This is a genomic window from Streptosporangium subroseum (assembly GCF_900188345.1).
Lineage (GTDB): Bacteria > Actinomycetota > Actinomycetes > Streptosporangiales > Streptosporangiaceae > Streptosporangium > Streptosporangium subroseum.
Genome location: NZ_FZOD01000071.1, coordinates 26701 through 50908 on the forward strand (window position 1 = coordinate 26701; position 24208 = coordinate 50908).

The 24208-nt window shown below is 69.7% G+C and carries 22 protein-coding genes; 12 read left to right on the plus strand and 10 right to left on the minus strand.

Annotation, left to right across the window (positions count from 1 at the left end; genetic code table 11):
• Positions 1-53 precede the first annotated feature (53 nt).
• From CHC08_RS40330 to CHC08_RS40340, 3 genes are read right to left on the minus strand one after another with little or no spacing between them, the layout of a single operon-like run.
• Entirely contained in the window at positions 54-1235 is a 1182-nt protein-coding gene (locus CHC08_RS40330; protein ID WP_143653552.1) for a hypothetical protein, read from the minus strand.
• Entirely contained in the window at positions 1235-1891 is a 657-nt protein-coding gene (locus CHC08_RS40335; protein ID WP_089212664.1) for a hypothetical protein, read from the minus strand. The genes CHC08_RS40330 and CHC08_RS40335 overlap by 1 nt, the downstream gene beginning before the upstream one ends.
• On the minus strand, positions 1888-2499 hold the full coding sequence (locus CHC08_RS40340) for a DUF4352 domain-containing protein (protein ID WP_089212665.1): 612 nt from the start codon (positions 2497-2499) through the stop codon (positions 1888-1890). Before CHC08_RS40340 ends, CHC08_RS40335 begins: the two co-directional genes overlap by 4 nt.
• Positions 2500-2724: 225 nt before the next feature.
• On the opposite strand from CHC08_RS40340, the gene CHC08_RS40345 reads away from it, so the two are divergent.
• The 4 genes from CHC08_RS40345 (at position 2725) to CHC08_RS40360 (ending at position 10011) form a co-directional block, all read left to right on the plus strand.
• Complete coding sequence (locus tag CHC08_RS40345) at positions 2725-4677, plus strand: hypothetical protein (protein ID WP_089212666.1); 1953 nt, start codon at positions 2725-2727, stop codon at positions 4675-4677.
• Positions 4678-4849: 172 nt separating this feature from the next.
• Complete coding sequence (locus CHC08_RS40350; RefSeq protein ID WP_089212667.1) at positions 4850-7822, plus strand: ATP-binding protein; 2973 nt, start codon at positions 4850-4852, stop codon at positions 7820-7822.
• Between the two features lie 196 nt (positions 7823-8018).
• Positions 8019-9305 carry a Mur ligase family protein gene (locus CHC08_RS40355; RefSeq protein WP_089212668.1) on the plus strand — a complete coding sequence of 429 codons (1287 nt, stop codon included), beginning with the start codon at positions 8019-8021 and terminating at the stop codon, positions 9303-9305.
• A complete protein-coding gene (locus CHC08_RS40360; protein ID WP_089212669.1) occupies positions 9295-10011 on the plus strand; it encodes a type 1 glutamine amidotransferase in 717 nt (238 codons plus the stop codon). The genes CHC08_RS40355 and CHC08_RS40360 overlap by 11 nt, the downstream gene beginning before the upstream one ends.
• A 198-nt stretch (positions 10012-10209) precedes the next feature.
• Here the strand turns inward: CHC08_RS40360 and CHC08_RS40365 are convergent, their stop codons facing one another.
• Complete coding sequence (locus CHC08_RS40365; protein WP_089212670.1) at positions 10210-10572, minus strand: DsrE family protein; 363 nt, start codon at positions 10570-10572, stop codon at positions 10210-10212.
• Between the two features lie 68 nt (positions 10573-10640).
• Here CHC08_RS40365 and CHC08_RS40370 point away from each other — a divergent pair, with 68 nt between their 5' ends.
• Both CHC08_RS40370 and CHC08_RS40375 read left to right on the plus strand, forming a co-directional pair.
• On the plus strand, positions 10641-11150 hold the full coding sequence (locus tag CHC08_RS40370; protein WP_089212671.1) for a heme-binding beta-barrel domain-containing protein: 510 nt from the start codon (positions 10641-10643) through the stop codon (positions 11148-11150).
• Between the two features lie 131 nt (positions 11151-11281).
• Positions 11282-11587, plus strand: a complete 306-nt coding sequence (locus CHC08_RS40375; protein WP_089212684.1) for a DUF2470 domain-containing protein — start codon at positions 11282-11284, stop codon at positions 11585-11587.
• 531 nt (positions 11588-12118) lie between these two features.
• Here the strand turns inward: CHC08_RS40375 and CHC08_RS40380 are convergent.
• Entirely contained in the window at positions 12119-12532 is a 414-nt protein-coding gene (locus CHC08_RS40380) for an SRPBCC family protein (RefSeq protein WP_089212672.1), read from the minus strand.
• A gap of 188 nt (positions 12533-12720) precedes the next feature.
• Positions 12721-13281, minus strand: a complete 561-nt coding sequence (locus CHC08_RS40385) for a MarR family winged helix-turn-helix transcriptional regulator (RefSeq protein ID WP_218825721.1) — start codon at positions 13279-13281, stop codon at positions 12721-12723.
• A gap of 133 nt (positions 13282-13414) precedes the next feature.
• Between CHC08_RS40385 and CHC08_RS40390 the strand changes: the two genes are divergently transcribed.
• On the plus strand, positions 13415-13828 hold the full coding sequence (locus tag CHC08_RS40390) for a Fur family transcriptional regulator (protein ID WP_089212674.1): 414 nt from the start codon (positions 13415-13417) through the stop codon (positions 13826-13828).
• 19 nt (positions 13829-13847) lie between these two features.
• Positions 13848-14831: a CAF17-like 4Fe-4S cluster assembly/insertion protein YgfZ gene (gene ygfZ / locus CHC08_RS40395; RefSeq protein ID WP_089212675.1), complete on the plus strand. Its 984-nt coding sequence runs from the start codon at positions 13848-13850 to the stop codon at positions 14829-14831.
• Positions 14832-14948: 117 nt separating this feature from the next.
• On the opposite strand, the gene CHC08_RS40400 is transcribed toward ygfZ, so the two are convergent.
• Complete coding sequence (locus tag CHC08_RS40400) at positions 14949-15854, minus strand: hypothetical protein (protein WP_089212676.1); 906 nt, start codon at positions 15852-15854, stop codon at positions 14949-14951.
• 93 nt (positions 15855-15947) lie between these two features.
• On the minus strand, positions 15948-16373 hold the full coding sequence (dtd, locus tag CHC08_RS40405; protein WP_089212677.1) for a D-aminoacyl-tRNA deacylase: 426 nt from the start codon (positions 16371-16373) through the stop codon (positions 15948-15950).
• A gap of 56 nt (positions 16374-16429) precedes the next feature.
• Between dtd and CHC08_RS40410 the strand changes: the two genes are divergently transcribed.
• On the plus strand, positions 16430-17371 hold the full coding sequence (locus CHC08_RS40410) for an asparaginase (protein WP_089212678.1): 942 nt from the start codon (positions 16430-16432) through the stop codon (positions 17369-17371).
• Between the two features lie 299 nt (positions 17372-17670).
• On the opposite strand, the gene CHC08_RS40415 is transcribed toward CHC08_RS40410, so the two are convergent.
• On the minus strand, positions 17671-19389 hold the full coding sequence (locus CHC08_RS40415; protein ID WP_245878871.1) for a DUF2207 domain-containing protein: 1719 nt from the start codon (positions 19387-19389) through the stop codon (positions 17671-17673).
• Positions 19390-19567: 178 nt separating this feature from the next.
• Between CHC08_RS40415 and CHC08_RS40420 the strand changes: the two genes are divergently transcribed.
• On the plus strand, positions 19568-20593 hold the full coding sequence (locus CHC08_RS40420) for a neutral zinc metallopeptidase (protein ID WP_089212679.1): 1026 nt from the start codon (positions 19568-19570) through the stop codon (positions 20591-20593).
• Positions 20594-21255: 662 nt separating this feature from the next.
• Here the strand turns inward: CHC08_RS40420 and CHC08_RS40425 are convergent.
• The gene (locus CHC08_RS40425; RefSeq protein ID WP_179282496.1) at positions 21256-21552 is read right to left on the minus strand and encodes a putative quinol monooxygenase; all 297 of its coding nucleotides are present in this window, start codon (positions 21550-21552) and stop codon (positions 21256-21258) included.
• Positions 21553-21781: 229 nt separating this feature from the next.
• On the opposite strand from CHC08_RS40425, the gene CHC08_RS40430 reads away from it, so the two are divergent.
• Together CHC08_RS40430 and CHC08_RS52630 are read left to right on the plus strand one after the other, a co-directional pair.
• Positions 21782-22609: a helix-turn-helix transcriptional regulator gene (locus CHC08_RS40430; RefSeq protein ID WP_089212680.1), complete on the plus strand. Its 828-nt coding sequence runs from the start codon at positions 21782-21784 to the stop codon at positions 22607-22609.
• A 202-nt stretch (positions 22610-22811) separates the two neighbouring features.
• On the plus strand, positions 22812-24208 hold a 1397-nt coding region (locus tag CHC08_RS52630), incomplete at its 3' end, for a sensor histidine kinase (RefSeq protein WP_089211923.1).

A 24208-nucleotide genomic window follows, 5' to 3' on the forward strand; every position in this document is an offset into this window, starting at 1 on the left:
GGAGCCGCTCACCGCTTTGAGGCGCGGCGCCCGGTCGCGCGGAGGAGGGCCGCTCACCGCTTGAAGCGCAGCACCTGGTCGGTGGGGACCGGATCCTCCTCCGAGGGCTTGAAGATGTCCTCGACGGGCTGGTCCGGAATCACGTCGACCAGGTTGGGGCGGACGTAGACCTCGACCTTCGAGGCCAGGGCCTTGGGCACCACGCCGATCAGCTCGTAGTGGTAGCCGGTACCGATCCTCTGCTCCGCGGGCTCCTCCGGAAGGTCGTCCCGGGTGATCGCGGTCTGCCAGCTGCGGCCTTCGGCGTCCCTGAAGTCGACCTCGGGGGTGCCGCGTTTGACCGCGCCCTCGGCGTCCAGGTAGGTCCGGGTCAGCTTGATCTTCAGCCACTGGCGGTCGGCCGGAAGGGGGCGCAGACCGGGCGTGCCGTCCGCCGGCTCGATCGCGGCCTTCCAGGACACCTGCATCAGCGTCGCGCTGCCGCCGGGGGCCACCGTGTAGATCCTGTCATCGGGGTTTCTCACCTTGTAGACGTCGTAGTTGTTCCAGGCGGGGAACGCCCCCGCCAGCACCACGGTCACGGCCGCGACGCCGACCCGGAGCGCCGTACGGCCACGCCGGCGCGGGACCGCCGTCGCGGCCGGAGCGGGCTCCTCCACGGGAGCGGCGAGAGGGGGCGCGGGGAAGACGCGAGGGGGCTCGGGGACGGTAAAAGCCGGTGCGGGAACGGCGGGGGCCGGTGCGGGGTCGGCGGGGGCCGGTTCGGGCACGGCGGGAGGGGCCTCGGGGTCGGCGCGCCTGGGCAGCGGGGCCCCCGTGACGGCGGGGAACGGCTGGGTCGAGATCCCCGCCTCCTCCTCCGGGCGCGAAGCACGTGGCGGCCAGACCTGCTCGTCGCCGAACACCCGCTGGGAACGGGGTTCCCAGCGCCTGTCGGGCGGAGTCAGGCCAGCAGGGCCCGCCGGGCCGGCGGCCGCTCCCGAGGGGGCCGGAGCGCCGGGAACGGCCGGGCGGCGCGGGCGGCGAGGTGCGGGCGGCGGCGGCGGGGGGAACATGGTCGGGGGCAGGCCGTCCGGCGACGGGGGAAACATGGACGAGGGCCCGTCGGGCTCCTGGGGAGAGGTCCGGGTGAACCTCCGCGGACGACGCAGGGGCGCGGGGGGCCGCTTCTCCTGCGGGGTGAACCAGTCGCGCTGCTGCTCGTCCTCCGGCGTTCCGGGAAGTGGAGTGTCCATCAGAGCTTGACCGCCGGCGTGTAGACGTCCTTGGCGGTGGAGACGAGGCGTTTCGCGCCCGCCTCGTCCAGGCCCAGGTCGATCTCGATCTCGGGCCCGTTGGGCTCGACGAGGAACGAGGACGAGGGGGCGAGCACGACCCGGGAGCCCGGCAGCTCGCCGGGCGGGAGATCGAAGACGGTCACGCCCTCACCCCACCAGCCGGGCTGGATGTAAAGCTCGGTGATGGTCAGCGAGGCGTCTATCTTGTCCGTCGCCTCGTAGCGGTGCCCGCTGTCCGTCAGAAGCACGGGGGTGCCCAGCTGCAGGGGCTTGCGGGCCGACGTGGCGCCCACCTCAACGATGATGAAGATCCCTTTTGTGGTCGCCCTTGTCTTCTCACCCGAGAAGCCCTTGGATTCGAGGGCCTTGGCGGCGCGCACCGTCTTGACCCGCGCGGAGAACCGGGAGGCGACGACCTCGTCGCCGACGCCTCCGGTCCAGGTGAGAGGGGTGTCGTGATCCGCGGCGGCGGATCCGAACGCCTGCAGGCCCACGGCCGCCGCGGCCAGGGCGACTCCGGCGAGGACGGCCCCCGCCCTGCGCCACCGGCTGGGCGGCGCGGGAGCGCGCTGAGAGGTGGCCGACTCGGACCGGGATCGAGTGACCGTGCTCATCCGGACGTTCCTTTCGGCTGGACGGGAAGGGTCACCTGGGCCGCGACGGTGAGCGGCGGCCTGGCGGAGCCGGCCCCGTCCTCCGTCGCCAGATGCCAGCCCGGAACCAGGATGATCCCCTCCGCCGCGAACTCGAACGTGCCGATGTCCATTCTCACCCGTTCGGGCGCCCGTTGCCCGTCCGGTAGCTCGTATTTGATCACGACTCTGGTCGCCATGCCGGGCTGTAGCTGATTACTCTCGACACCTTCGGCCGAAGCGGACGCCGCCGGACCGTACTCGCTCTTGATCTCGGGGGTCATCTTGAGCAGGGATCCGGCGAAGAACGAGCTGTCGCCGCCCGTCGTGTTGGGCAGCCCCACCCGGGTGGTCGCGTCACCCTTGTTGGTGACCTCCATCTCGATCTCCACGAACCGCTTGCCCGGAGTGCCGAACGAGCCGGGCTCGACGGTGGAGCGGGATTCGACGAACTTGGTGAGGAACTGCTCCTGATCCAGGGTCGCGCCCGGACCGAGTTGTTTGGGAGGCTTGTCCGGAGCGTCGCCGAGTCCGCCGAAGGCCGCGACGATGCCCAGACCGGTGGCCACGACCAGAGCTGCGATCGGCACTGCGACCGCGCGCCGTCGTCGGGTACCTCTGGGACCGTCACCGGGGGCAGACGTCATGACAAAGGATGGTAATCGCTGACGTCCGCCCCATCCGCCTCAGTTGTCCCTTAAATGACAGCAAACGCAGGGAAATATGGAGCGGATTGGCGGGAACGCTGCCCGAATAGGAGGTCCAACTCTTACGCTGTCATCGAGGCTTCCGATGAGCCCGATGGCGGAGGTTCCGTGGCGGACGTGCATCCCGAGCATGCGCAGCTCCAGGCGGACCGGATCTACCTGGGCTGGCAGTATGCCTTGTTGCACCCTGATCCGGGTCCGGCTCCGAAGCGACCCTCCCCGATCGAGAACGTCGCCGAGCCCCTCGACACCGAGTGGGTGCGCAGGGAGCGGCTCAACGAGGACCTGCTGAACCGGCCGGTGAAGATCGTCCGCGTGTTCATGACCGCGCTCGCGGCACTGATCCTCGGCCTCGGGCTCACCCAGATGCTGAGCTGGTCGTTCGCCGCCGTCGGGCTGATCGCCACCGGTGGGATAGCGGTGTTCTGCAGCTACGCGGTCCACCAGGGCGACAGGGCGGTCCGCCACCGGATCCGGGAGCACGAGGCGATCGGCGACCGGCAGCGGGAGGAGCGCGACAGGGAGCTCTTCCGCGCCCAGGAGGAGCACGCCGCCAGATACCGGGAGTGGGCCGAGAAGAAGGAGCGGCACGATCGCCAGCTGACCTGGTACGCCGTGGCCGTGCCCGACGAGATCGACCGGATCGACGTGGCCGGGGGCACCCTGCCCGGCTGGTCGGCGCTGATCACCCTGCTCGGTGCGACCCGCCTCTACAGCGGCGGCCACCTGACCGTGCTCGACCTGTCGGAGGGCGCGATCGCCAAGGACCTGATCGAGCTGGCGCGCAGGGGCGGCGACGAGCCCCTGGTCTGGGTGCTGCCGGTGGACCTTCCCCGGCTCGACCTGGGCGCCACGCTGGCCCCCGAGGCGTTCGCCGACGTCCTCGCCCACGTCGTGAGCGTCAGCGAGGAGCACCGCACGACCAGGGACCTGTCGTTCGACAACGCGATCCTGGAGCGGGTCCTGGAGGTCCTCGGCGAGAACGCCACGATCAACCAGGTCACCGCCGCCCTGCGAGCCCTGGCCCAGGTCGGGGACCCGCGCGACGACCTCAGGTTCGGCCTGATCACCGCCACCCAGCTGGAGCGGATCGGCACGCTCTTCGGCCGAGGGGTCAGCGACCGCGTGGTGATCGAGCGGGCGTGGGCGCTGGAGTCGCAGCTGCGCAAGCTGGAGACCCTCGGCTCCGAGGCGGTACGGCTGCCGCCCGCGCGCCTGCGGGTCGTGTCGATGGACCGGCAGGCCGGAGTGTTCGGCAACCGCGTCCTCGGCACCTACGTGACCACCGCGCTCACGCACATCCTGCGCCAGTCGCCCGCCTCCGAGCGGCCCTGGTATCACACGATCATCGTCGCGGGCGCGGACAAGCTCCGCGGCGACGTGCTCGACCGGCTGATGGACGCCTGCGAGACCTCCAGGACCGGGCTGGTGCTGACCTACAGGTCGCTCACCCCGACCGTGCGGGAGCGGCTCGGCCGCGGGCACGCGGCGGTGACGTTCATGAGGCTTGGCAACGCCGAGGACGCCCGGGTGGCGAGCGAGCACGTCGGCACCGAACACCGGCTGGAGCTCGCCCAGCTCACCGAGACGATCAGCGCCGCCGGGGCCGGGCTGGACGGCGGTTACGTCTCCACCGTCGGCCAGACCGAGGAGGGCGAGGACGAGCGTGAGGCGGGCCGTAAGGACCTGAAGGAGGACATCACCGAGTCCACCGAGTGGGGCCGGCGCGCGACCAAGGCGATGGGAGGGGAGACCGAGCGGGTCCTGCACCGCTCCAGGGAGTTTCTCGTCGAGCCTCACCAACTGCAGCAGCTCCCCACCACCTCGGTGATCGTCACCGACGCCACCGCCCAGGGACGCCGGGTTCGCCTCGCCGACGCCAACCCGGCGATACTGACCTTCCCCAAGACGACGCTGGGCGAGTTCGACGAGATCAAGGAAGCCGCGCTGGAACGGGTGGAGGAGGAAGAGACGGAGACCCGCGAGCCGAACCCCTTCGAGGACGCCCCGCCCAACCTCGGACCGCCTCCGGCACGTCTGGACTGGCGCAAGCGTCAATGAAGCGTTCGTTTGCGGTAATGGCATGGTCAATGCGGAGGTGCGATCCCCGAGTGAGGTTCGACCTTGGGTGTGGGGGTGACCCGCCCCCGGTTCCCCGTCGGCCGGTACGGCGGAGCGATCCGTGAAGCGTCAACCCCCCGGCCTGGAGCCGGGTCCCCCGGGTGGAGACCAAATGCAGCCAAGCGTGTCCCGTCCGCCCCACACCCTGACCGGTCCCTGGTACAGAATCCAGGCGATCACGGCTCCCTCGCGCAGTTCCTCCGCCGAGTGGGACTTCGTCACGGTCCTGCCCGCGGTGCTCTCCGCGGCACAGCGCAACCGGCCCTTCGTGGTCGGCTGGCTCTCCCGGGGCTCCGGCGCGCCGCTGGAGCTCATCACCAACGCCGGGCCGCTGACCCCGCCGCGACCGCCCCGCCGGGCCGCCACCGAGGCCGAGCCGCTCCCCAGCGGACCCGAGCCGCTGCTCTTCCCCAGCGGCGCCCGGGGCGTGCGGATCGGCGAGGAGTGGCTCCGCGACCTGTCGGACCTGGCCTGGACCATCTGCCCGGGACGTCAGGCCCCGCCGCTCGGCGGCCGCCGCGAGCCGGACGCCGACGAGACCAAGCGGCCCACGCTTTTCGAGTCCACGCTGGTCACGCTGATGTCCCGGCCGTTCGCCTGGCTGGTGGTGGCCGAGCAGACCGATCTGCTGGACGCCGAGGTCTCGCACCTGCGGACCCAGCTCAACGTGCTGCGGCAGTACGGCGACGCCTCCGAGCGCTCGCGTTACGACGCCGAGCGGGCCGAGCGGCGCATGCAGGAGCTGGACGCCTTCCGCGAGGCCGGGCTCTGGAACGTCCGGGTGATGGCCGGGGCCGCGAGCCCCGAGGAGCTCCGTCAGATCGCCCCCGTGCTGGTCGGCTCGGCGGAGATGAGCCACCACCCCTACCGCCTGCGCAGCGCGCTGTCAGGGCCGGTGTACGGCTTCGCCGAGGCCCTGTCCACGACGCTCCAGGATCCGGCCGACGGCACCGCCGCCCCGTTCGCGGCCACCGCAGGGGCGCTCGCCGCGCTCGCCGGGCTGCCCCGCAGGGAGGTGCCGGGGGTCCGGGTGCTGGACGCGGGCTTCTTCGACGTGACGAGTGAGGCCGATGCCGTCCCCGGCTCGCCGGCCGTCGATCTCGGGTCGATCCTGGACGGACAGGACAGGGCGGTCGGCTCGTTCAAGATTCCCCTCGCCACCCTGAACCGGCACGCGTTCATCACCGGCGCCACCGGCTCGGGAAAGTCCCAGACCGTCAGGCACCTGCTGGAGCAGCTCACCGGGGCGGGCATCCCGTGGCTGGCCATCGAACCGGCCAAGTCCGAGTACGCCGCGATGGGCGGCCGGATCGAGCACCTCGCCCCGGTGACCGTGATCAATCCTTCGGCCCCCGACAGCGTGCCGTTCAGCGTCAACCCGCTCGCTCCCGAGCCCGGCTATCCGGTCCAGGCCCACATCGACATGGTCCGGGCGCTGTTCATGGCGGCCTTCGACGCCGAGGAGCCGTTCCCGCAGATCATGTCGCTCGCCCTGCAACGGGTGTACGAGGCCAACGGCTGGGACGTGGTCACCGGCTGGGCTGCCCCCGGGGCGGCCGTGCGGCCCGCCGTACCGACGCTTGAGCAGTTGCAGCAGCACGCGATGGACGTGATCAAGGAGATCGGCTACGGCAGGGAGGTCCAGGCCGACGTCGAGGGCTTCATCTCGCTGCGGCTGCGATCGCTGCGGGTCGGCTCCGCGGGCCGGTTCTTCGAGGGCGGCCATCCCGCCGACATCGGCGACCTGCTCCAGCGCAACGTGGTGTTCGCGATCGAGGACGTGGCCAACGACGAGGACAAGGCGTTCCTGATGGGCACGCTGATCATCCGGATCGTGGAGCACCTGCGGATGCGGGCCAGGAAGGAGCGGAGCACCGGGCTCCGGCACGTCATCGTGATCGAGGAGGCGCACCGGCTGCTCCGCGACCGCGGCGCCGGACGGGCCAGCACCCACGCCGTCGAGCTTCTCGCGGGCATGCTGGCGGAGATCCGCGCGTACGGCGAGGGCATCGTGGTGGCCGAGCAGATTCCCACGAAGCTGGTCTCCGACGTCGTGAAGAACACCGCGCTGAAGGTCGTGCACCGGCTCCCGGCCGAGGACGACCGCCAGCTGGTCGGGGCCGCCATGAACCTGAGCGAGGAGCAGTCCCGGCAGGTCGTCTCGCTGCCGCCGGGCGTCGCGGCGGTCTTCGCCGACGGGATGGACCGGCCGCTGCGCGTCCAGGTGCCGCTGGGCGAGGACCGCGAGCGACTGATCCCCGGCCACATGCCGCCAATCTGCGGACGCCGTTCGGCGGCGTGCGGGCAGGAGTGCAGGACCGGCCGGGCGTGCACGCTGGTCGAGCTCCGCGAGGCCGACCTGCTCGCCGTCTCGCCCGAGTGGGCCTGGCTGCGGATCTGGGCCGACACCCTGGTGCTGGCGTACTGCACCAACCGGCCGGTGCCGGGGGTGCCGAGGGCGCTGGCCGATCTGTGGGCCGAGCTCCCGCTGCGCAGGCGCGAATGCCTGCTGGCCACGGCGGCCGAACGGAGCGTGGGCCGCCGGGCGTGGTCGCTGCGGACCGTCAGCGACCCGGCGAAACTGACGGAGCAGGTCGCCAAGGTCGCGACCCGGCTGCTGGGTCCCGACAGGGACGCCGGCGAGCGGCCCGGGCCCACCTGGGTCATCCCGCAGATCCGCTGGCTGCACGAGGTGGACCGGCTCTTCCCCTACGCCCAGCCCGCGCCCAACCCGCGCAGTCCCGCGCCGGTCATGGAGTACGCGCTGTTCAACCGCCCGGCAGGCGGTTCCGAGCTGCTCGGCCACCGGGCCAAGGCGCTCCGTCACCATCCGCTGTCCATGGAGGTGGACCGCAACCGGGCGCTGGCCTGGCGGGTGATCCTCGGCGACGACGAGCACGAGGGCGTGCAGCGCGACATCCTCACGGTGACGATCGGCATCGATCCGGACGAGCGGCTCCGGCACGTGGCCCAGACGATGGGGGCGGGGTGGATGGAGAGCGTGCTGTCCTGGCCGCACCGGTTCGTGCTGCCGTTCGACGCCGGGGCCGCGGAGCCCGCGGAGCTCGCCTTCGCCGAGCAGTGAGTCCACGGTGGACTGCTGTGGGGCTGCGGGGAGATGGCCGTGGGTCCGCGGATTCGCGCCGCTGCCCCATGGCGGATCGCCGTCCCGCCGCACGCTCGTGCCGCTGCTCCACGGTGGATCGCCGTCCGTCCGCACATTCGTGCCGTGGCCCCGCGGTGGTCGGTAACCATGCCCATCCGCGGCTAGGATCCCTGACATGACCCAGCTTCCGCTGCGGGCGCAGCTCGCAAGTGCTCTCGGCCGGACGGCCGCGACCCTGTCCCGAGCGACCGGGCGCGGCGACGGATCAGTGATCGGTGGCCGGGTCAGCCTGGTCCTGGAGCCCGATCTGCTGCGCCAGCTCGCGCATGACCGCAAACTGGCGCTGGTGAGCGCCACGAACGGCAAGACCACCACGACCCGCCTGATCACCTCCGCGCTGCAGGAACTCGGCGAGGTCGCCACCAACGCCTTCGGCGCCAACATGCCCGCCGGGCACGTCTCGGCGCTGTCGTCGGCCAAGGACGCGCCCTACGGCGTCCTGGAGGTCGACGAGAAATACCTGCCCGAGGTGATCGACGCCACGGGCGCGGGAGTCATCTGCCTGATGAACCTCAGCCGCGACCAGATGGACCGGGCCGGTGAGATCTGGCTGCTGGCCCAGAAGTGGCGGCGGGCGCTGGCGGGCAAGAACACCCACGTGATCGCCAACGCCGACGACCCGCTGGTGACCTGGGGTGCCTCCACGGCCGCCTCGGTGACCTGGGTGTCGGCCGGGCAGCCGTGGAAGGAAGACTCCTGGTGCTGCCCCCAGTGCGGCGGCCCGCTGGACCGCAAGGGGATGGAATACGTCCCGCCCGGCAGCGCCGGGACGGGAGCGAACCCCGGCACGACGGAGAACGACTGGGCCTGCCGGGAGTGCACCTTCCGTCGGCCCACGCCGTCCTGGGTCCTCGACGACGACGCGGTGATCGACCCGCGCGGCCGGCGCTGGGTGCTGGACCTCAAGCTCCCCGGCCGGGCCAACCGGGCCAACGCCGCGATCGCGCTGGCCACGGCCGAGGTGTTCGGCCTCCCGGTCGATCGGGCACTGCCCCGGCTGCGCGAGGTGACCTCCGTCGCCGGTCGCTACACCACGGTGGAGCGTGACGGTCGGCATGCCCGCCTGCTGCTGGCCAAGAACCCGGCCGGCTGGCTGGAGGCCTTCGACGTGCTCGACCCCTCGCTTCCGGTGATCCTCTCGGTGAACGCCCAGGGTCCCGACGGTCGCGACACCTCCTGGCTGTGGGACGTCGACTACCGCGTACTGCGCGGCAGGCCGGTCTTCGTGGCCGGGGAGCGGCGGCTGGACCTCGCGCTCCGGCTCGACGTGGCGGGCGTGCCGTTCCAGCTGGCGGGCTCCTTCGGACAGGCGCTCGCCGCACAGCCGCCGGGCAAGGTCGACGTGATCGCCAACTACACCGCCTTCCAGAACATTCGATCGGAGTTCGGTCGTGCAGTCTGACAGCGCCCTACGTATTGTCTGGATTTATCCGGATTTGCTGAGCACCTATGGAGACCAGGGCAACGTCCTGATCCTGGAACAACGGGCCCAGCGTCGTGGCATCCCGGTCGAGACCTTCCACGTGCGTTCGGCCGACCCGGTGCCCGAGGGCGGTGACATCTACCTGATCGGCGGCGGGGAGGACCGGCCGCAGATCCTGGCCGCCGAGCGCCTCCGCCGGGACGGCGGCCTGCACCGGGCCATCGCCCGAGGCGCTTCCCTGCTGGCCGTCTGCGCGGGTTACCAGATCATGGGTACGACGTTCGGCGGCGAGGAAGGCCAGCCGGTGGACGGCATCGGGCTGATCGACATCGCCAGTGGCCGCGGCGAGGGCCGTGCCGTCGGCGAGCTGGCCGGCGAGACGGACTCCGCGCTCGGCCTCCCGACGCTGACCGGCTTCGAGAACCACATGGGCGTCACCCGGCTCGGACCGGGTGTCCGGCCGCTGGCCCGTACGACGATCGGCACCGGTAACGGTGACGGCACCGAGGGCTGCTACACGGGCAGGATCGTCGGCACCTATCTGCACGGTCCCGCGCTCGCCCGCAACCCCGGTCTGGCGGACCTGCTGCTGACCTGGGCGGTGGGCGCCCAGCTCCCGCCGATCGACGACTCCTGGTTCGAGCGGCTCCGCGAGGAGCGGCTGACCGCGGTGCTGCCCCGCTGACGGACTCTCACCGGGCGGCCCGACGAACCCGCGCCGGGCGGCGGTGAGGCCGTCGTCCCGAGGGCGTGCCTGTGGTTCGGCTCATGACCGGGCCGTGGCCAGCTCGGGCCCGGCCGGTCGGGACCGGGCCGATGCCGATCGGGAAGGCCGGATCCTCCATCTGGGGACGTGGTCTTCCCGGTCGGCGGGTCGTTCCGGTCAGTAGACGAGTGCCTGAACGCCTTCGCCGAGGATCTCCTCGACGAAGGTGGGGGCGCCCGCGATGCGTATGCCCTCGATCACATCGTCCACCGTGATGTCCCGCCGGGCCGCGCACTGCGTGCACAGCGTCACCTTGCCGGTCGCCAGCACCGCGTCGAGCAGGTCGTCGAGCTGGGCCGCGTGCGGCAGCGTGAACTCCTTGGCCCGTCCGGGCAGGGCGAACCACGCGGACTCGCCTGTCAGCCAGAGCGAGACGGGAACCCCGCTTACCAACGCCGCCGCGGCCACCGTGAACGCCTGGTTGCAGCGTTCGGGTGACTCCATGCCGGCGGTCACTTTGATCACCAGTGATCGTGCCATGTCCTGAAGCCTATGCGTGTCCGTGTCACCGGCGCGAACCGCATCAGGACACCTTTAGGCTCGTTTTCATGGACGTTCCCGAACTGCATCCCGACCTTGAGCCGATCGCCTTCCTCGTGGGCAGATGGGAGGGGGCCGGAGTCGGGGGATATCCGACCATCGAGAGCTTCAACTTCGGCCAGGAGATTGTCTTCGGCCACAACGGCAAGCCGTTCCTGAGCTACACCAGCCGCACCTGGCTGCTCGACGAGGCGGGTGCCAAGGTGCGCCCGCTGGGCACCGAGACTGGTTTCTGGCGTCAGCTGCCCAATCGTCAGCTGGAGGTGTGCCTGTCGCATCCGACGGGCATCGTGGAGATCTACGTCGGCGAGGTGGTCTTCAACAAGATCGAGCTTCACACCGACGTGGTGGCCCGCACGGCCACCGCCAAGGAGTACACCGCGGGTCACCGCCTCTACGGCCTGGTCAACGGCAACCTGATGTGGGCCTACGACATGGCGGCCATGGGTCAGCCGATCCAGTCGCACATCTCGGCCGAGCTCAAGAAGGTGGGCGACTTCGTGCCGGACGAGGTCTGACGGACGTTCGGGAGGGTTCGCCGGGTCGACGGGGGGCCATCCTGCTCGGACGCCCGGCTGTGACCGGGCGAAGGCAGATGGGCGCCCCGCCGGTGAGCCGTTCGGTGGTCCGGCTGGATACGCTCTGCGGGATGAGCACTCCTTTCACCCCTGACGTGGTCGAGGCCATCAAGCGCCACATGAACGACGACCACGGTGACGACGCGCTGCTGATCTGCAAGAGCCTCGGCGGGCAGCCCGAGGCCACCGGCGCGAAGACGACGGGAGTGGACTCCGAGGCGATCGAGTTCGTGGCCGTGGTCGGCGGCGAGGACGTCACGGTCCGGGTCCCGTGGAGCACCACGCTGACCGAGCGCGCCCAGGTCCGCGGGGAGGTCGTCCGCCTCTACCGGGAGGCCTGCGCCGCTCTCGGCCTTCCGGCCCGCGGCGAGCACTGAACGATCCTGGAAAGGGAAGAACCCCGGGCCTGCTCCTCCTGCTTGGCAGGAGGGCCGGATGGACCAAAGGCGGGATGGCCCGCCTTCCGGCAGCCCGGGGTTCCGGTGTTGTCCTGGATTCGCCGAACGTCGCCAGACGTCCGGACAGAAGTCCGGAGCTGGGGCGCCCTAGCGGACAGCCACCTCGCTAGCCCAACTATGATTAACCATTGTTCGGACCACCTCCTTTCGGCGTGTCTGTACCGTATGAAATTCATCGGGCCAGGGCAAATGAATATTCGCGGCCCGGCTTCCATCTCCGCTCCGCCCTAGCTCAGGGCGGTAAAAGAGCTTGCGGGGAGCAGCGCGGGAGCGTGTTGGAGCCGCCCCGCGGACGGCCGCCGGTCCCCTCGCCGCCGACGCGGACCCCCGAGCTGGAGGCGGTGCTCGCTCCGCCTCCGCGGCGTCATCGGGGAGCCCCTGCCGCGGCGCCGGGGAGCCCGCTCCAGGAGTCCCGCCCTGGCCGGAGAGCCCCGCTCCAGGAGTCCCGCCCTAAAGGGCCGCGGCTTCCTCCAGCGTCCGTTTCATGTCCTGCGCACCCCGCTCGATACGCGCGCGGGTCTCCGTCGCGAGCGCATCCGGCAGCAGGTCGGTTATCCAGACGAGCCGGCTGCGATCCGGACCTTCGGGGAAGACCTGGAACGAGGCGTGGTGATACGTGATGGGCTGCCGCGCGCCTTCGATCACCGCGTAGGCGAGCCGGCATGTCGTGTCGTTCACATCGACGATCAGCTCGCGGATGACCTGACCGTCGGGATAGATCAGAATCCTGATGTCGCCCTCGATGCGGGTGTCGGCGACGCGGTTCGGCAGAAGGCGCCGGTGCACCGCGCCCACATCGCGTATCGCCGCCCACACCTGCTCCGGGGACGAATTGATCACGACTTCTGCGTGGATGGAAGCCATTTCCTGATCTCCTGGCTACGTGGTTCTCGATCATGTCTTCACGATGCGCTGATGCCGTGAACGCGTCCTGCCGGCCTGCTCGCCGGGGCCGGGTCCAGGGCTCTGTGCCGCCTGCGCCGTCGGGCCGGTTCGGGAACGTGTGCCGATGCCTCGAACGCGTCCTACGGGCTTGCCCACCGGGGCCGGGCTCAGGGTTGTGCGTCGCCCGCGTCGTCGGGCCGGGTCAGGTGCTGGAAGGCCCGGTGCTGGTTTTCCGCGAGGCGTAGGCACAGGTGCCGCAGCTGGGTCAGCTCGGCGGGTGTGAAGTCCCGGAAGATCGCCGCCATGGCGGCCTGGGTCGGCCGGCGGAAGGATTCGATCCACGCCTGCCCGGCGGGGGTGATCTGGGCCAGGACGGAGCGCCGGTCGTGGCGATCGGGAACCCGCCGTACCAGCCCGTCGCGTTCGAGGGTGTCGACCAGCCCGGTGACGTTGCGGGAGCTCACCCCGGCCGACTGGGCCAGCTCGCCGATGCTGATCCTGTCGTCGGTCGAGGCGCTCAGGCGCATCAGGAGGTCAAGCGCCCCGGTGCTCAGCCCGCGGCCCTGAGCTCCGTGGGCACGCATGCGTTCGACGGCGTTGAAGGCGGTGCGGACGGCGGTCGCGGCTTCGAGGGCGAGAGTGTCGTCTCCGGCGGTGAACCGGGTCATGGCGGCCCTCGCCCCGGGGTCGAAGAGGGAGCCGCCGGGGTCGCTGTCGAAGTCGGTCAATGATTTATGTACGTCCTTCATAATGAAGGATGACTTTAGTACGTACTTCGCTAATTGTCGATCTCGAAGAACCTCCGCCGGACCGCGCGAAGATGCGGGCCCCATCGCGCCCCGGTGCTCTTAGACTCTGGGCATGACCGAGACGTCGTGGCATGAGAAACTCCGGTCGCGCGGTTACCGGGTCACTCCGCAACGCCAGCTGGTGCTTGAGGCGATCAAGGCCGTGGACCACGCCACTCCCGAGGAGATCTGTGCCCGGGTGCGGGAAACCGCCCGTGGAGTGAACATCTCGACCGTCTACCGGACCCTCGAACTGCTCGAGGAGCTCGGCATGGTCACCCACACCCATCTCGGGCACGGCGCGCCCACGTATCACCTGGCCGCCGAGGCCAATCACGTGCATCTGGTCTGCGGCAACTGCGGGGAGATCAGCGAGGCCCGTCCGGAGCTGGTGCAGGCCTTCGTCGACAGCCTCGACCGGGAGCTCGGGTTCGCCACCGACGTGCACCACCTGACGGTCTTCGGCCGCTGCCAAAAGTGCCGCTGAGGCCTCGTAGTCTGGAGCCATGCGAAGCCCTCTGCTGGACACTCCCGGCGCGGTCGCGGCCGAGACCCCTGACGCCGACGTCGCCGGACACTACGGCGATCCGTTCGCCGAGCAGCGTGCGCTGCTCGCCGGTGAGGCGATGGTCGACCGGAGCAACCGTGAGGTCGTCCGGATCTCCGGACCCGACCGGTTGAGCTGGCTCAACAACCTGAGTTCGCAGAAACTCGACAACCTGAAACCCGGTCAGGCCACCCAGACGCTGCTTCTGGACGCCCAGGGCCGGGTGGAGCACCACCTCACGCTCGTCGACGACGGCGAGGCGGTGTGGGCGCACGTCGAGCCGGGCACGGCGGCCGAGCTCACCGCGTTCCTCAACAAGATGCGGTTCATGCTCAGGGTCGAGGTCGACGAGGTGACGGACGACTATGCCGTGGTCTCCGTGGTCGAGGCCGAGCGGCTCACCCTGCCGGAGGGGGCCATCCTCGTCGGTGACGACGTGCTCCTCCCTCGCGACCTGCTGGCCGGGCGGCTCGGGCTGAAGCCTGCCGGGCTCTGGGCCTACGAGGCGCTGCGGATCGAGGACCACCGTCCTCGCCTGGGCTTCGAGACCGACCACAAGACGATTCCGCACGAGGTGGGCTGGATCGGCTCGGCCCTTCACCTGAGCAAGGGCTGCTACAAGGGCCAGGAGACCGTGGCCCGCGTGCACAACCTCGGTCACCCGCCGCGCCGCCTGGTCTTCCTCCATTTGGACGGCAGCGTGGACACGCTTCCGAAGCACGGCACACCCGTGGTCCTCGACGACGGGGAAGTCGGTTTTGTCGGCAGTGCCGCCCGGCACTACGAGCTCGGCCCGATCGCGCTGGCCGTGGTCAAGCGGACCGTGCCGGTGGACGCCACGTTGACGGCCGGTGAGGTGGCGGCGACCCAGGAGGTCATCGTGCCGCCGGACGCCGGCCGCAACGTCCAGATCGACCCCGCACTGCGTCGCCGCATCCGCTGACGACCCCTGGGCCGCCGGGATCGTGTGCGGAACGGATCCGCTCGGGGCGTGGGGACGGCCGCGCCGCCGTACCGGATGACGGTACGGCGGCGCAGCCAGGATCGATTCCCGACAGGATCAGCTGCGGGCCCAGATGGCCCCGTAGCGACCCTCCTCGACGTCCAGCTTGACGGGGAGGAATCCCCTGTCCTTCAAGGTGTTGAACCGGTTCTGGTAGCCGGCCGAGCTCATGTCCGTGAACTCGCGCCACATCGTCCCGTCGTCCTTGACCCACACGGCCGTGTAGGTGTTGCCCGGGCCGACGGTGATCAGCGAGGGCTTCTCACCGTTGCTGGTGCGGGTGAGGAACTCCTGGTGGTGCTCCTGCGGGCTGAGGGCCGTGGTGACGGTCCAGGTGCCCGGAGCCTGCGTCCAGACCGCGATGTAGCGCGGGTCGTTGACGGTGCCGTAGGCGTTCAGCGCCGTGAGCATGTATCCACGCCTGGCGTTGGCCGCGTTGGCGGCGGCGAACTGATCGGCGTTGAGGTTGTGCCTGGCGGTGAACTTCCCCGGAACCTTCTCGAAGATCGCGGCGAAGACCGCGGCGTTCCCGGAGCCGCTGGCGCTCACCGAGGTCGGACGGTAGCCGTCGGCGACGCGAGCGTTGAAGCGGTTCTGGTAACCGTTCGACCTCATGCCCTGGTCCATCACCCAGGCGGGCCCGGCGGTGGGGCTCTTCACCCACACCGCGCCGTAACGCGGTGCGGCCGCGTTGTCCACGGTGAGGGTGATCGGCCGGTAGCCCTCGTTGCGCAGGGCGGTGAGGCGCTCGGTCTGCTTCTTGGCCGTGACGTCATGGTAGGCGGAGAAGACCGGTGCCCGCCTCGGCGCGGTGGCGGTGCTCGCGGCGACCGGAGCGACCGGCGCGACCTGCACGCTCGGTGCGCTCGGTGCGTTGGTGGTGTTCGTCTGTGCGTGTGCGATGGGCACTAGTGCGGTGACCAGCGCGGCGGCGGCGACGCAGGACTTGACGAAGATGCGCATGGACCCTCCCCGTGGGTGATGGCGGACTTGTTTCGAACAAGTCGCGACCCTACGAGTTAGATCTTGGATGCACCCTGCTTCTTTGTAGCCCTTTTAGATCTCCAGGACCAAAGTGATGGGTCCGTCATTGGTCAGCGTGACCTGCATATCCGCGCCGAACACCCCGGTTTCCACGTGGGCGCCCAGCTTGCGTAGCCCGATGCAGACGGCCTCCACGAGCGGCTCGGCCACCGGTCCCGGCGCCGCGGCCTGCCAGGTGGGACGGCGGCCCTTGCGTGCGTCGCCGTACAGGGTGAACTGGCTGACCACGAGCAGTGGCGCCCCGATGTCGGAGCAGGACTTCTCGCCTGACAGGATTCGCAGGCCCCAGAGTTTGGCGGCGAGCCTGGCCGCCTCCGCCGGGGTGTCGGTGTGGGTCACGCCGACCAGGACCAGCAGTCCGGGCTCGTCGATCGCCCCGACCGTCACGCCGTCCACCACCACAGAAGCGGAACTCACCCGCTGTACGACCGCACGCATGGCCCCATCATCTCGTGCTCATCGATATCCCTAGACTTGGGACGAAAGGGGATAAAGTGTCTTTTGAGTCATTGGTTGTTGAGGTTGCTCGCTCGGGGTTCGTGGAATCCACCCATCGGGCGCGAATGCTGGCCGTCGCCTCCGACGGTTCGATCGTACGGGCACACGGGGCGGTGGACGCCCTGGTCTCGCCCCGTTCGGCGATGAAACCCCTGCAGACGCTCGCCATGGTGCGCGCGGGACTCGCCCTGGAGGGGGAGTTGCTCGCGCTGGCGTGTGGAAGTCACGACGGAGAGCCGTTCCACGTGGAGGGAGCCCGGAGGATCCTCTCCGGGGCCGGACTGGACGAGGGCGCGCTGCGCTGTCCCGAAGATCTGCCCGGGGACGTCGCCTCCCGCGACGAGGTGCTGCGGTCGGGCGGAGGCCGGGCCAGAATCTACATGAACTGCTCGGGAAAGCACTCGGCGATGCTCGCCACCTGCGTGGTCAACGACTGGCCGCTGGAGACCTACCTCGACCCGGCCCATCCGCTGCAGAAGGCCATCCGGGCCACGGTCGAGGAGCTGACCTGCGAGCGCGTCGCCGCCACGGGAGTGGACGGGTGCGGCGCCCCGCTGTTCTTCGTGTCGATGCCGGGCGTGACCCGGGCGTTCCGCACCCTTGTCCAGGCCGAGCCCGGCACCCCCGAGCGCCGCGTCGCCGACGCCTTCCGCGCTCACCCCGAGTGGACGTCCGGCACGACCCGTCCCGAGGCCCGGCTGATGCGCGCGGTCCCGGGCCTGATGGTCAAGGCCGGTGCCGAGGCCTTCGACGCCTTCGCCTTCGAGGACGGCCGCGCGGGCACGGTCAAGATCGAGGACGGTGGCCAGCGGGCTCGGGTCCCGGTCACCGTCGCGGCACTGGCCGCCCTCGGTTTCGAGGGAGCCGAGCTCGACGAGCTCGCGACCGGCGTGCTGCTCGGTGGCGGCCGTCCGGTCGGAGAGGTTCGCGTGCGCTGACGGCGGACTCGCGGCCCTGGCCCGGGGCGGTCCTGCTTCCGCCCGGTCCCGGCTCAGAACGATCCCGTTTCCGACCGATCCTGAGCCAGAGCGATTCTGTTCCCGACCTGACCCGATCCGACCTGACCCGGTTCGGGTCGATCCCGTTTCCGACCGGCCCTGAGCCAGAGCGACTCTGTTCCCGACCCGACCCGGTTCGACCTGACCCGACCCGGTTCGGTCCGGGCCGATCCCGTTCTCGGCTGACACCGGTTCGGGGCGATCCGTTCGGGAGCGCCCCGGCCTGGAACGGTTCCCGCTCAGAGAGAGCGGAACTGGCGGGTGGAGGAGATGGCGCCCGAGGTCGTCATGGTGAACGTCCGCATCGAGTCGGCGAACTTGGACAGATCCCACTCGGCCGGGCCGTGATACCAGTACAGGTGGTCGGCCTGCCGGCCGTTGCCGTTCACCGAGGAGACCACCCGGGCCCAGCGGTCCACGCTGTCGAAGATCACGGCGTAGGGCAGGTAGCGGGAGAACAGCTCCACCCGCTGGGCCACGGGAACGTCGTCGCCGAGATGGCCGCCGGCCAGATACTCCCGGAAGCCCAGGGTGTGGGCGAGGGCTCCCGCGCCCTTGGAGGTCTTGGCCGGCATGTACTGGCCGCCGACGGCCAGGGCGGCGCCCGCGATGATCAGGGCCAGGCCGAGCAGTCCGTACGAGGTGAACCAGGCCAGCGCGACGGTGGCGAGGACTCCGGCCACGGTGAGCGCCACGCCGAGGGTCGTCCAGCGGGTGCGGACGCTGTCGGGACGGCGAGCGAACCAGCCCTGCGTGACCACGTCGCGGTAGAGCGCGTCGCGGACCTTGCCGAGCTTGTGACCGAACGAGCCCTGGAGCTGTGACAGCAGCACCGAGTCGCGGTCGTCGAAGATGGCGTCGTAGAGCGCCCGCTCGTAGGACAGCAGGGAGCCGACCGGGGCGCTGGGCATCTGCACGAGCATCCAGTCGGGCGCGTCGTAGGTCTGCCGGGGCTGCTCGTCGATCCGGAGGTAGCCCCGGACGGCCAGGTCCACGATCGTGGCGGTCACATCGATCACGTCGGCCTGCTCGTCCATGAGCGTGCCGATCTGGCCGGGGCGCACGCCGTCCGGCGGGGCGAAGTGGCCGTTCTCGACGCCGCTCTGCGCACCGGACTCATGGCCGACCACGCGGTCGTCGCGGCCTCGCGTCCAGTAGAGGATGCCGATGCCGCCGAGCATCAGGATCACCAGACCGGCCAGCGCGCCGCCGGTGACGGCATTCAGCGTGAAGGCGTTGGCCAGCTCGAAGCGGCGCTCCAGGATCGGCGTGCCCTCCGTGGCACCCGTCGGATAGCCGACGACCACCGTGAGCACCTCACCGGCGCCGAGGCCCTGCTGGCCGAACTCGGCGGTGACGCCCGTGTGGTCCATCGAGGCCTCGGTACAGGCGATCGCCGAACTCAGCGGGCCCGCGAAGCAGGAGAGGTTCTGGAGCTGCGCCGGGCCGCTCAGCGTGACCTTGGCCTGCTCGACGGGGACGGACCAGCCTCCCACGGCGTACCACCGCAGTTCTTGGGCGGCGGCCAGCGGAGTCACCGCGCCCTTGACGTCGTATTCGAGGTTGGCGGTGCCCGAGCCCTTCAGAACGATCGAGGCGCCGGCCATCGTGGCGTCGCCCTTGAGGTTGACGACCTGGTAGAGCCGGTCGTCACCGTCGTCGTAACGCGTCCGGTCGACCAGGCTCCGTGTCGGAGGGCCGCCTTCGAAGGTGACGGTCTCCTTGACGTGCAGCACGCCGTCCTGTCGCAGTTCGAGTTCGACCGTGTCGTTCGTCACCTTGCCGGCCTGGGCGGTCGTCGCGCTCGCGGTCGAGGTGTCCGCCGCGTTCGCGGTACCGGCCAGGTCCGGGCCGTCCGCCGTGTTCGCTGCATCCGCCGTGTTCGCGATGTCGGCCGCATTCGCAGTACCGGCTGCCAGGGCCGAGAAAGCGCTCATCGTCACCGCGAGAGCGACCATCGCGGTCACGCTCCCGGCTGCTCGGTACAAGGAAGATCCCGCCATGGCTGGGGAGCTTAGCGAGAACAGGGGACAGGCGAAGAGCGCTTTCTTCCATATTTTTCAGTCCATAAACACTTATAGATAGATATCCGCTAGATTGCCGCCCGAAGATCCATCCTTCTGGAGAGGCGGTCGTATGCGCCCCCGCGGATCGAACCCCCTGGCTCTTGGTGTCCTGGGTGTTCTCGCCATGACGTTCGCCGTGGTCGTGGTGGTCGCCGGGCTGGTCGGCGGCGAGGAGACCCAGGCTCCGGCCGGCCCGGAGACCGGTCCGGTGGCGACCAGAAGCGCCGAGCCCGCGCCGGACGGCAGGACCGAGATCACGCCGCCGACCTTCGCTCCTCCGCAGAAGCTGAACCTCGGCTGGCTGGGTGATTCCAAGGTCGCGCTGGCCGCGCAGGGGAGCATGGCCGTCGACCTCCGCTACATGCAGCGCACCGACACCGCCGCCCGTCTCAAGCGCAACCCGCTGTACGGCACCGGCCAGATGAGCTCCACGGCCTGCCGCGCATCCCGGCCCTCGGTTCAGCCTCGCGACATGCTCGGCTATCTCAATGCCGTCACCGGCTGCCTGGACCGGGCATGGGCGGGAAAGTTCTCCCAGGCGGGAGCGGTCTTCCTGCCGCCGCGCCGGGTCTACTGGTCCCGTCCCGGCCGTGGTCCCTGCGGCACCTACCCGGCCTCCGGCGCCGCCGCCTACTACTGCCCGTCCAACCGGGGCATGTACATCGGCCTGACCCATCTCATCCAGCAGACCGACCGGGTCGATCCCGCGGAGAATCACGTTCCCTACCTGTCGGTGCTCGCCCATGAGTACGGTCATCACGTGCAGTCCATGGCGGGCATCGGCGGGGCGTGGTGGTGGGAGGTCTCCAACAAGTCCAAGGCCGCCAAGGACGCCCATTCCCGCAGGTCCGAGCTCCAGGCCCAGTGTCTCGCCGGCGTCTTCGCCCGCGCCGTCAGGGCTCCGCTCGGCATCACCGCCGCCCGCTGGGAGGCCGTGCTGCGGATGGAGTACAGCCGCGGGGACGACCAGAACGGCCTGGGTCTGCGCGACCACGGCAACGGCGACCACTACGCGGGCTGGCTCCAGCAGGGGTGGAAGTACGCCCGGATCGGTTACTGCAACACCTGGGCCGTCGCCGCCTCACAGGTCAGCTGAGGCACGGCTCTCGTCCGTGAACGGTCGTGGGGTCGTCGCGGTCGCGATACGGCCCTTGCTCGTGAACGAGCCCGGGGGTTGGCCCGGCGCGTAGCCCGATCTCTCAGCCGGTGCCCGGTGCCGATCCGCTCGATGCCGGTCCAGGGGTAAGGCCCCCGCCTGGTTCCCGGGATGTAGGGACGGGGGCCGTCCGGCAGGACATCTGCCAGAGATGCGTGGGGCCCTCGTCCTGATGGGCGGTGCGAGTGCCCGGTTCGGCTTGGGCGCGCTCGCAGAGGAACGGCCCGCCGGATATGTGGCTTGTTGTGACACCGCATCATCTGATGGCGCGGATCTGAATTGGACGGGCCGTCCTACCCGGAGGTTTTGAGGGAGCGGCTGCGCAAGGCTGAGATAGGACGGCCCGTAATGCCAGATAATGCCCATCCCATGTGCCGTTGGCAAGGGTTTTACCTGCACGAACTTGGATCCACCCTCAACGTGGGGTGGGTGGGGCAGGTGTTGAACCATGAGGCCTGAGGGGTCTCCCGCACGGGTGGGGGCGCGATCCGGGAGCGCGGGGTAAGGCTCCGGTCTCCATCCGGAGGCCGCCGGCAAATCGATCGCCGAGGTGCCGCCGGATGAAGTGCCGTGGGGGGTTGCGGCGCCTCGGAGGAGAAGGGTCAGGGCGCCTCGGAGGAGGAGATGCGGTACTTCGCGACCTGCGCGTCGCGGATCGCGGCCGTCTGCTCGGGCTCCGGACCCGCGTCGCGGAACCGATGAAGGTGCGCGTCCGACTCCCATCGTTCGTACACGTTGATCCGATTCGGCTCGATCGGGTCGGCTGCCAGCACAAAATCGAGACAGCCGGGGGTGGCACGCGCCTGTTCCATGGCGTCGAGACATCCGGCGAGATACTTGTCACGGACGTCTGGATCCACGTACAGCTTCCCGGACACGATGATCAAGAGGGTCTCCATGGCATCGAGTGGACAACACCGGACACGTTAGAGCCCCGCACCGACAGATCTAGGGGAGGTCGTGGGAGATGCCGTCGAGCAGCCACGCGAGGCCCTGCTCGAAGTTGTCGTCCATGCTGGGCGGTCCTGTTGCCCCGGCGCGCGATCGGGGGTGTTCGCCGACGGTGAGAACCGCTCCTGGGTGTAATGCGTCCTCCCTGCCGACGAGCTTCCGACATACGGTGACGAAATGGACAGCGAGAATCTCCTTGGAGAGTTCCTTCGCGCTCGGCGCGAGGTCACCACTCCCAGACAGGTAGGACTGCTGCACGTCGGTTCCCGCCGGACGCCGGGACTGCGCCGGGAGGAGGTGGCGATGCTGGCGGACGTCAGCACCGACTACTACATCCGCCTGGAACAGGGGCGCGAGCGCCATCCGTCCGAGCGGGTGCTCGGTGCCCTGGTACGGGTGCTGGATCTCGGTCCCGACGCCGCGACGCACCTGTACGAGCTCGCCCACCCGAGGTCGCGGCCGCGCGGAGCGACCGCTCAGGTGGAGCAGGTGAGCCCGGACCTGCTGCGGCTGATGCGGGGCTGGTCCTCCACCCCGGCGTTCGTGTGCGACCGCTGGATGGACGTGCTGGCCGCGAACACGCTGGCCACCGCACTCTTCAGAGAACTGGAGCACGGGGACAACCTGATCCGGACGGTCTTCCTGGACCCCGCCGCACGCACGTTCTACCGGGACTGGGAGAAGGTCGCCCGAGCCAAGGTGGCTCACCTCCGCTCCGCCGCGGGAGCGGACCTCGACGATCCCTATCTGGTCGAGCTGGTCGATGAGCTCTCCCTCGAAAGCGAGGAGTTCCGCCTGCTGTGGGCGCGCCATGACGTCGTCGGCAAGACCCACGAGGCCAAGCGTATTCACCACCGCGAGGTCGGCGATCTGACCCTCACCTGCGAGCTGTTCAACATCAGCAGTGCTCCCGGCCAGCAGCTGACCATCTTCCAGGCCGAGCCGGCCAGCCCTTCCGAGCATGCCCTGGCCCTGCTGGGCAGCCTCGCCGTCATGACGGCATAGAACGGCATGCTCCGTCCCCACGCCCCATATCTGCCGTTCTCGCCATGCCGCTGGGCAGGCATTACCAATTTCGGCGATTCATGAGCTTTCGCCCTTCATCGGCTTGCGGGGACGGAGCCGAGGACAGAGCCATGGCCCCTGTCGGGCTTCTGCGGCGTGATGGCCCGGTCGTCGGTAGGTACCCATCCTGGAAGGAGACACGGTGAGGTTGGTATCGCGTTTGCGTTCGATCCTGCGCCTGCGTTCGATCCAGGGGCGATACACCACGGCGGCGACGGCGTTGTTGCTGGTGGTGCTGGTCGTGGTGGGGGTGAGCTGCGATCTGGTGATCCGCTATCGCATCGAGGACGACGTGTTCAAAAGCGCCGAGCGGGTGGCCAGCCAGTGGAGTGCGGCGGCTCGAACCGGAGGAATGCCCGAGATGATTCCGGCTTCGGGCGGGGTGGATCTGGTGCAGCTGGTCGACGCCCAGGGGGCGGTGGTACGGGCGAGCCGGCGCGCGCGGGGGCGCGCGCCGTTGAGTGCCATCAGGCCGCCGTCCAACGACCGTTTCCAGCGGTTGCATGACAACGGGTTGTTGTTGATGGCGATCCGGGTCTCGCCGGCCCCGGAGGCGCCGGTGATCTATGCCGGTAGTGCGGAGCCGCGGTTGCTGGGTCGGCATTATCTGGAGTTGTTCTTGGCGGTGGCGGCGTTGGTGTTGCTGGGTTTGGCGGGGTGGTTGACGTGGTGGGTGGTGGGTCGGACGTTGCGGCCGGTGGCGGCGATCCGGGCGCGGATGGCGGAGATCACCGGTAGTGATGTGAGTCTGCGGGTGCCGGTGCCGGCGGGTGAGGATGAGTTCGCGTTGCTGGCGCGCACGGCGAATCAGAGTTTGGAGCGGTTGCAGGAGGTGGTGGAGCAGCAGCGGCAGTTTGCCTCGACGACCTCGCATGAGTTGCGGACTCCGATCGCGGGGTTGCGGATGCAGTTGGAGGAGGCGTTGCTGTATCCCGATGAGGTGGATGCGGTCGACAGTATTCGGGGGGCGCTGTCGGCGACGGGGAGGTTGGAGGCGATTGTCAATGATTTGTTGTTGCTGGCGCGGTTGCGGGTGGCGGAGCCGGCGGCGCGGGAGTTGATTGATCTGGGCAAGTTGGTGACGGAGGAGGCGATGCAGGTTTCGCAGAGTGCGGGGGTGGCGGTGTATGTGCATGCGGCGTCGGGGGTGTGGGTGTCGGGTTCGCAGATCCGGTTGATTCGGGTGGTGGGTAATTTGCTGAGTAATGCTCGCCGGCATGCGGCTGCCAGTGTGGAGGTGTCGGTGGAGGCGATCGATGGTCGGGCGGTGTTGGCGGTGGTCGATGATGGGGCGGGGGTGGCGCCGGCCGATCGGGAGCGGGTGTTTGAGCGGTTTACCCGGTTGGCCGATGGGCGGCGTCGGGATGCGGGGGGCAGTGGTTTGGGGTTGGCTATTTCGCGGGATATCGCTGAGGCGCATCGGGGGAGTTTGCGGATCGAGGATTCGCCGCGGGGGGCGCGTTTTGTGTTGCGGTTGCCGTTGTTGCATGTTCAGGGCGGTGTTGAGGGTTCGGCCTCGACCGATCATTACGGGCCCAC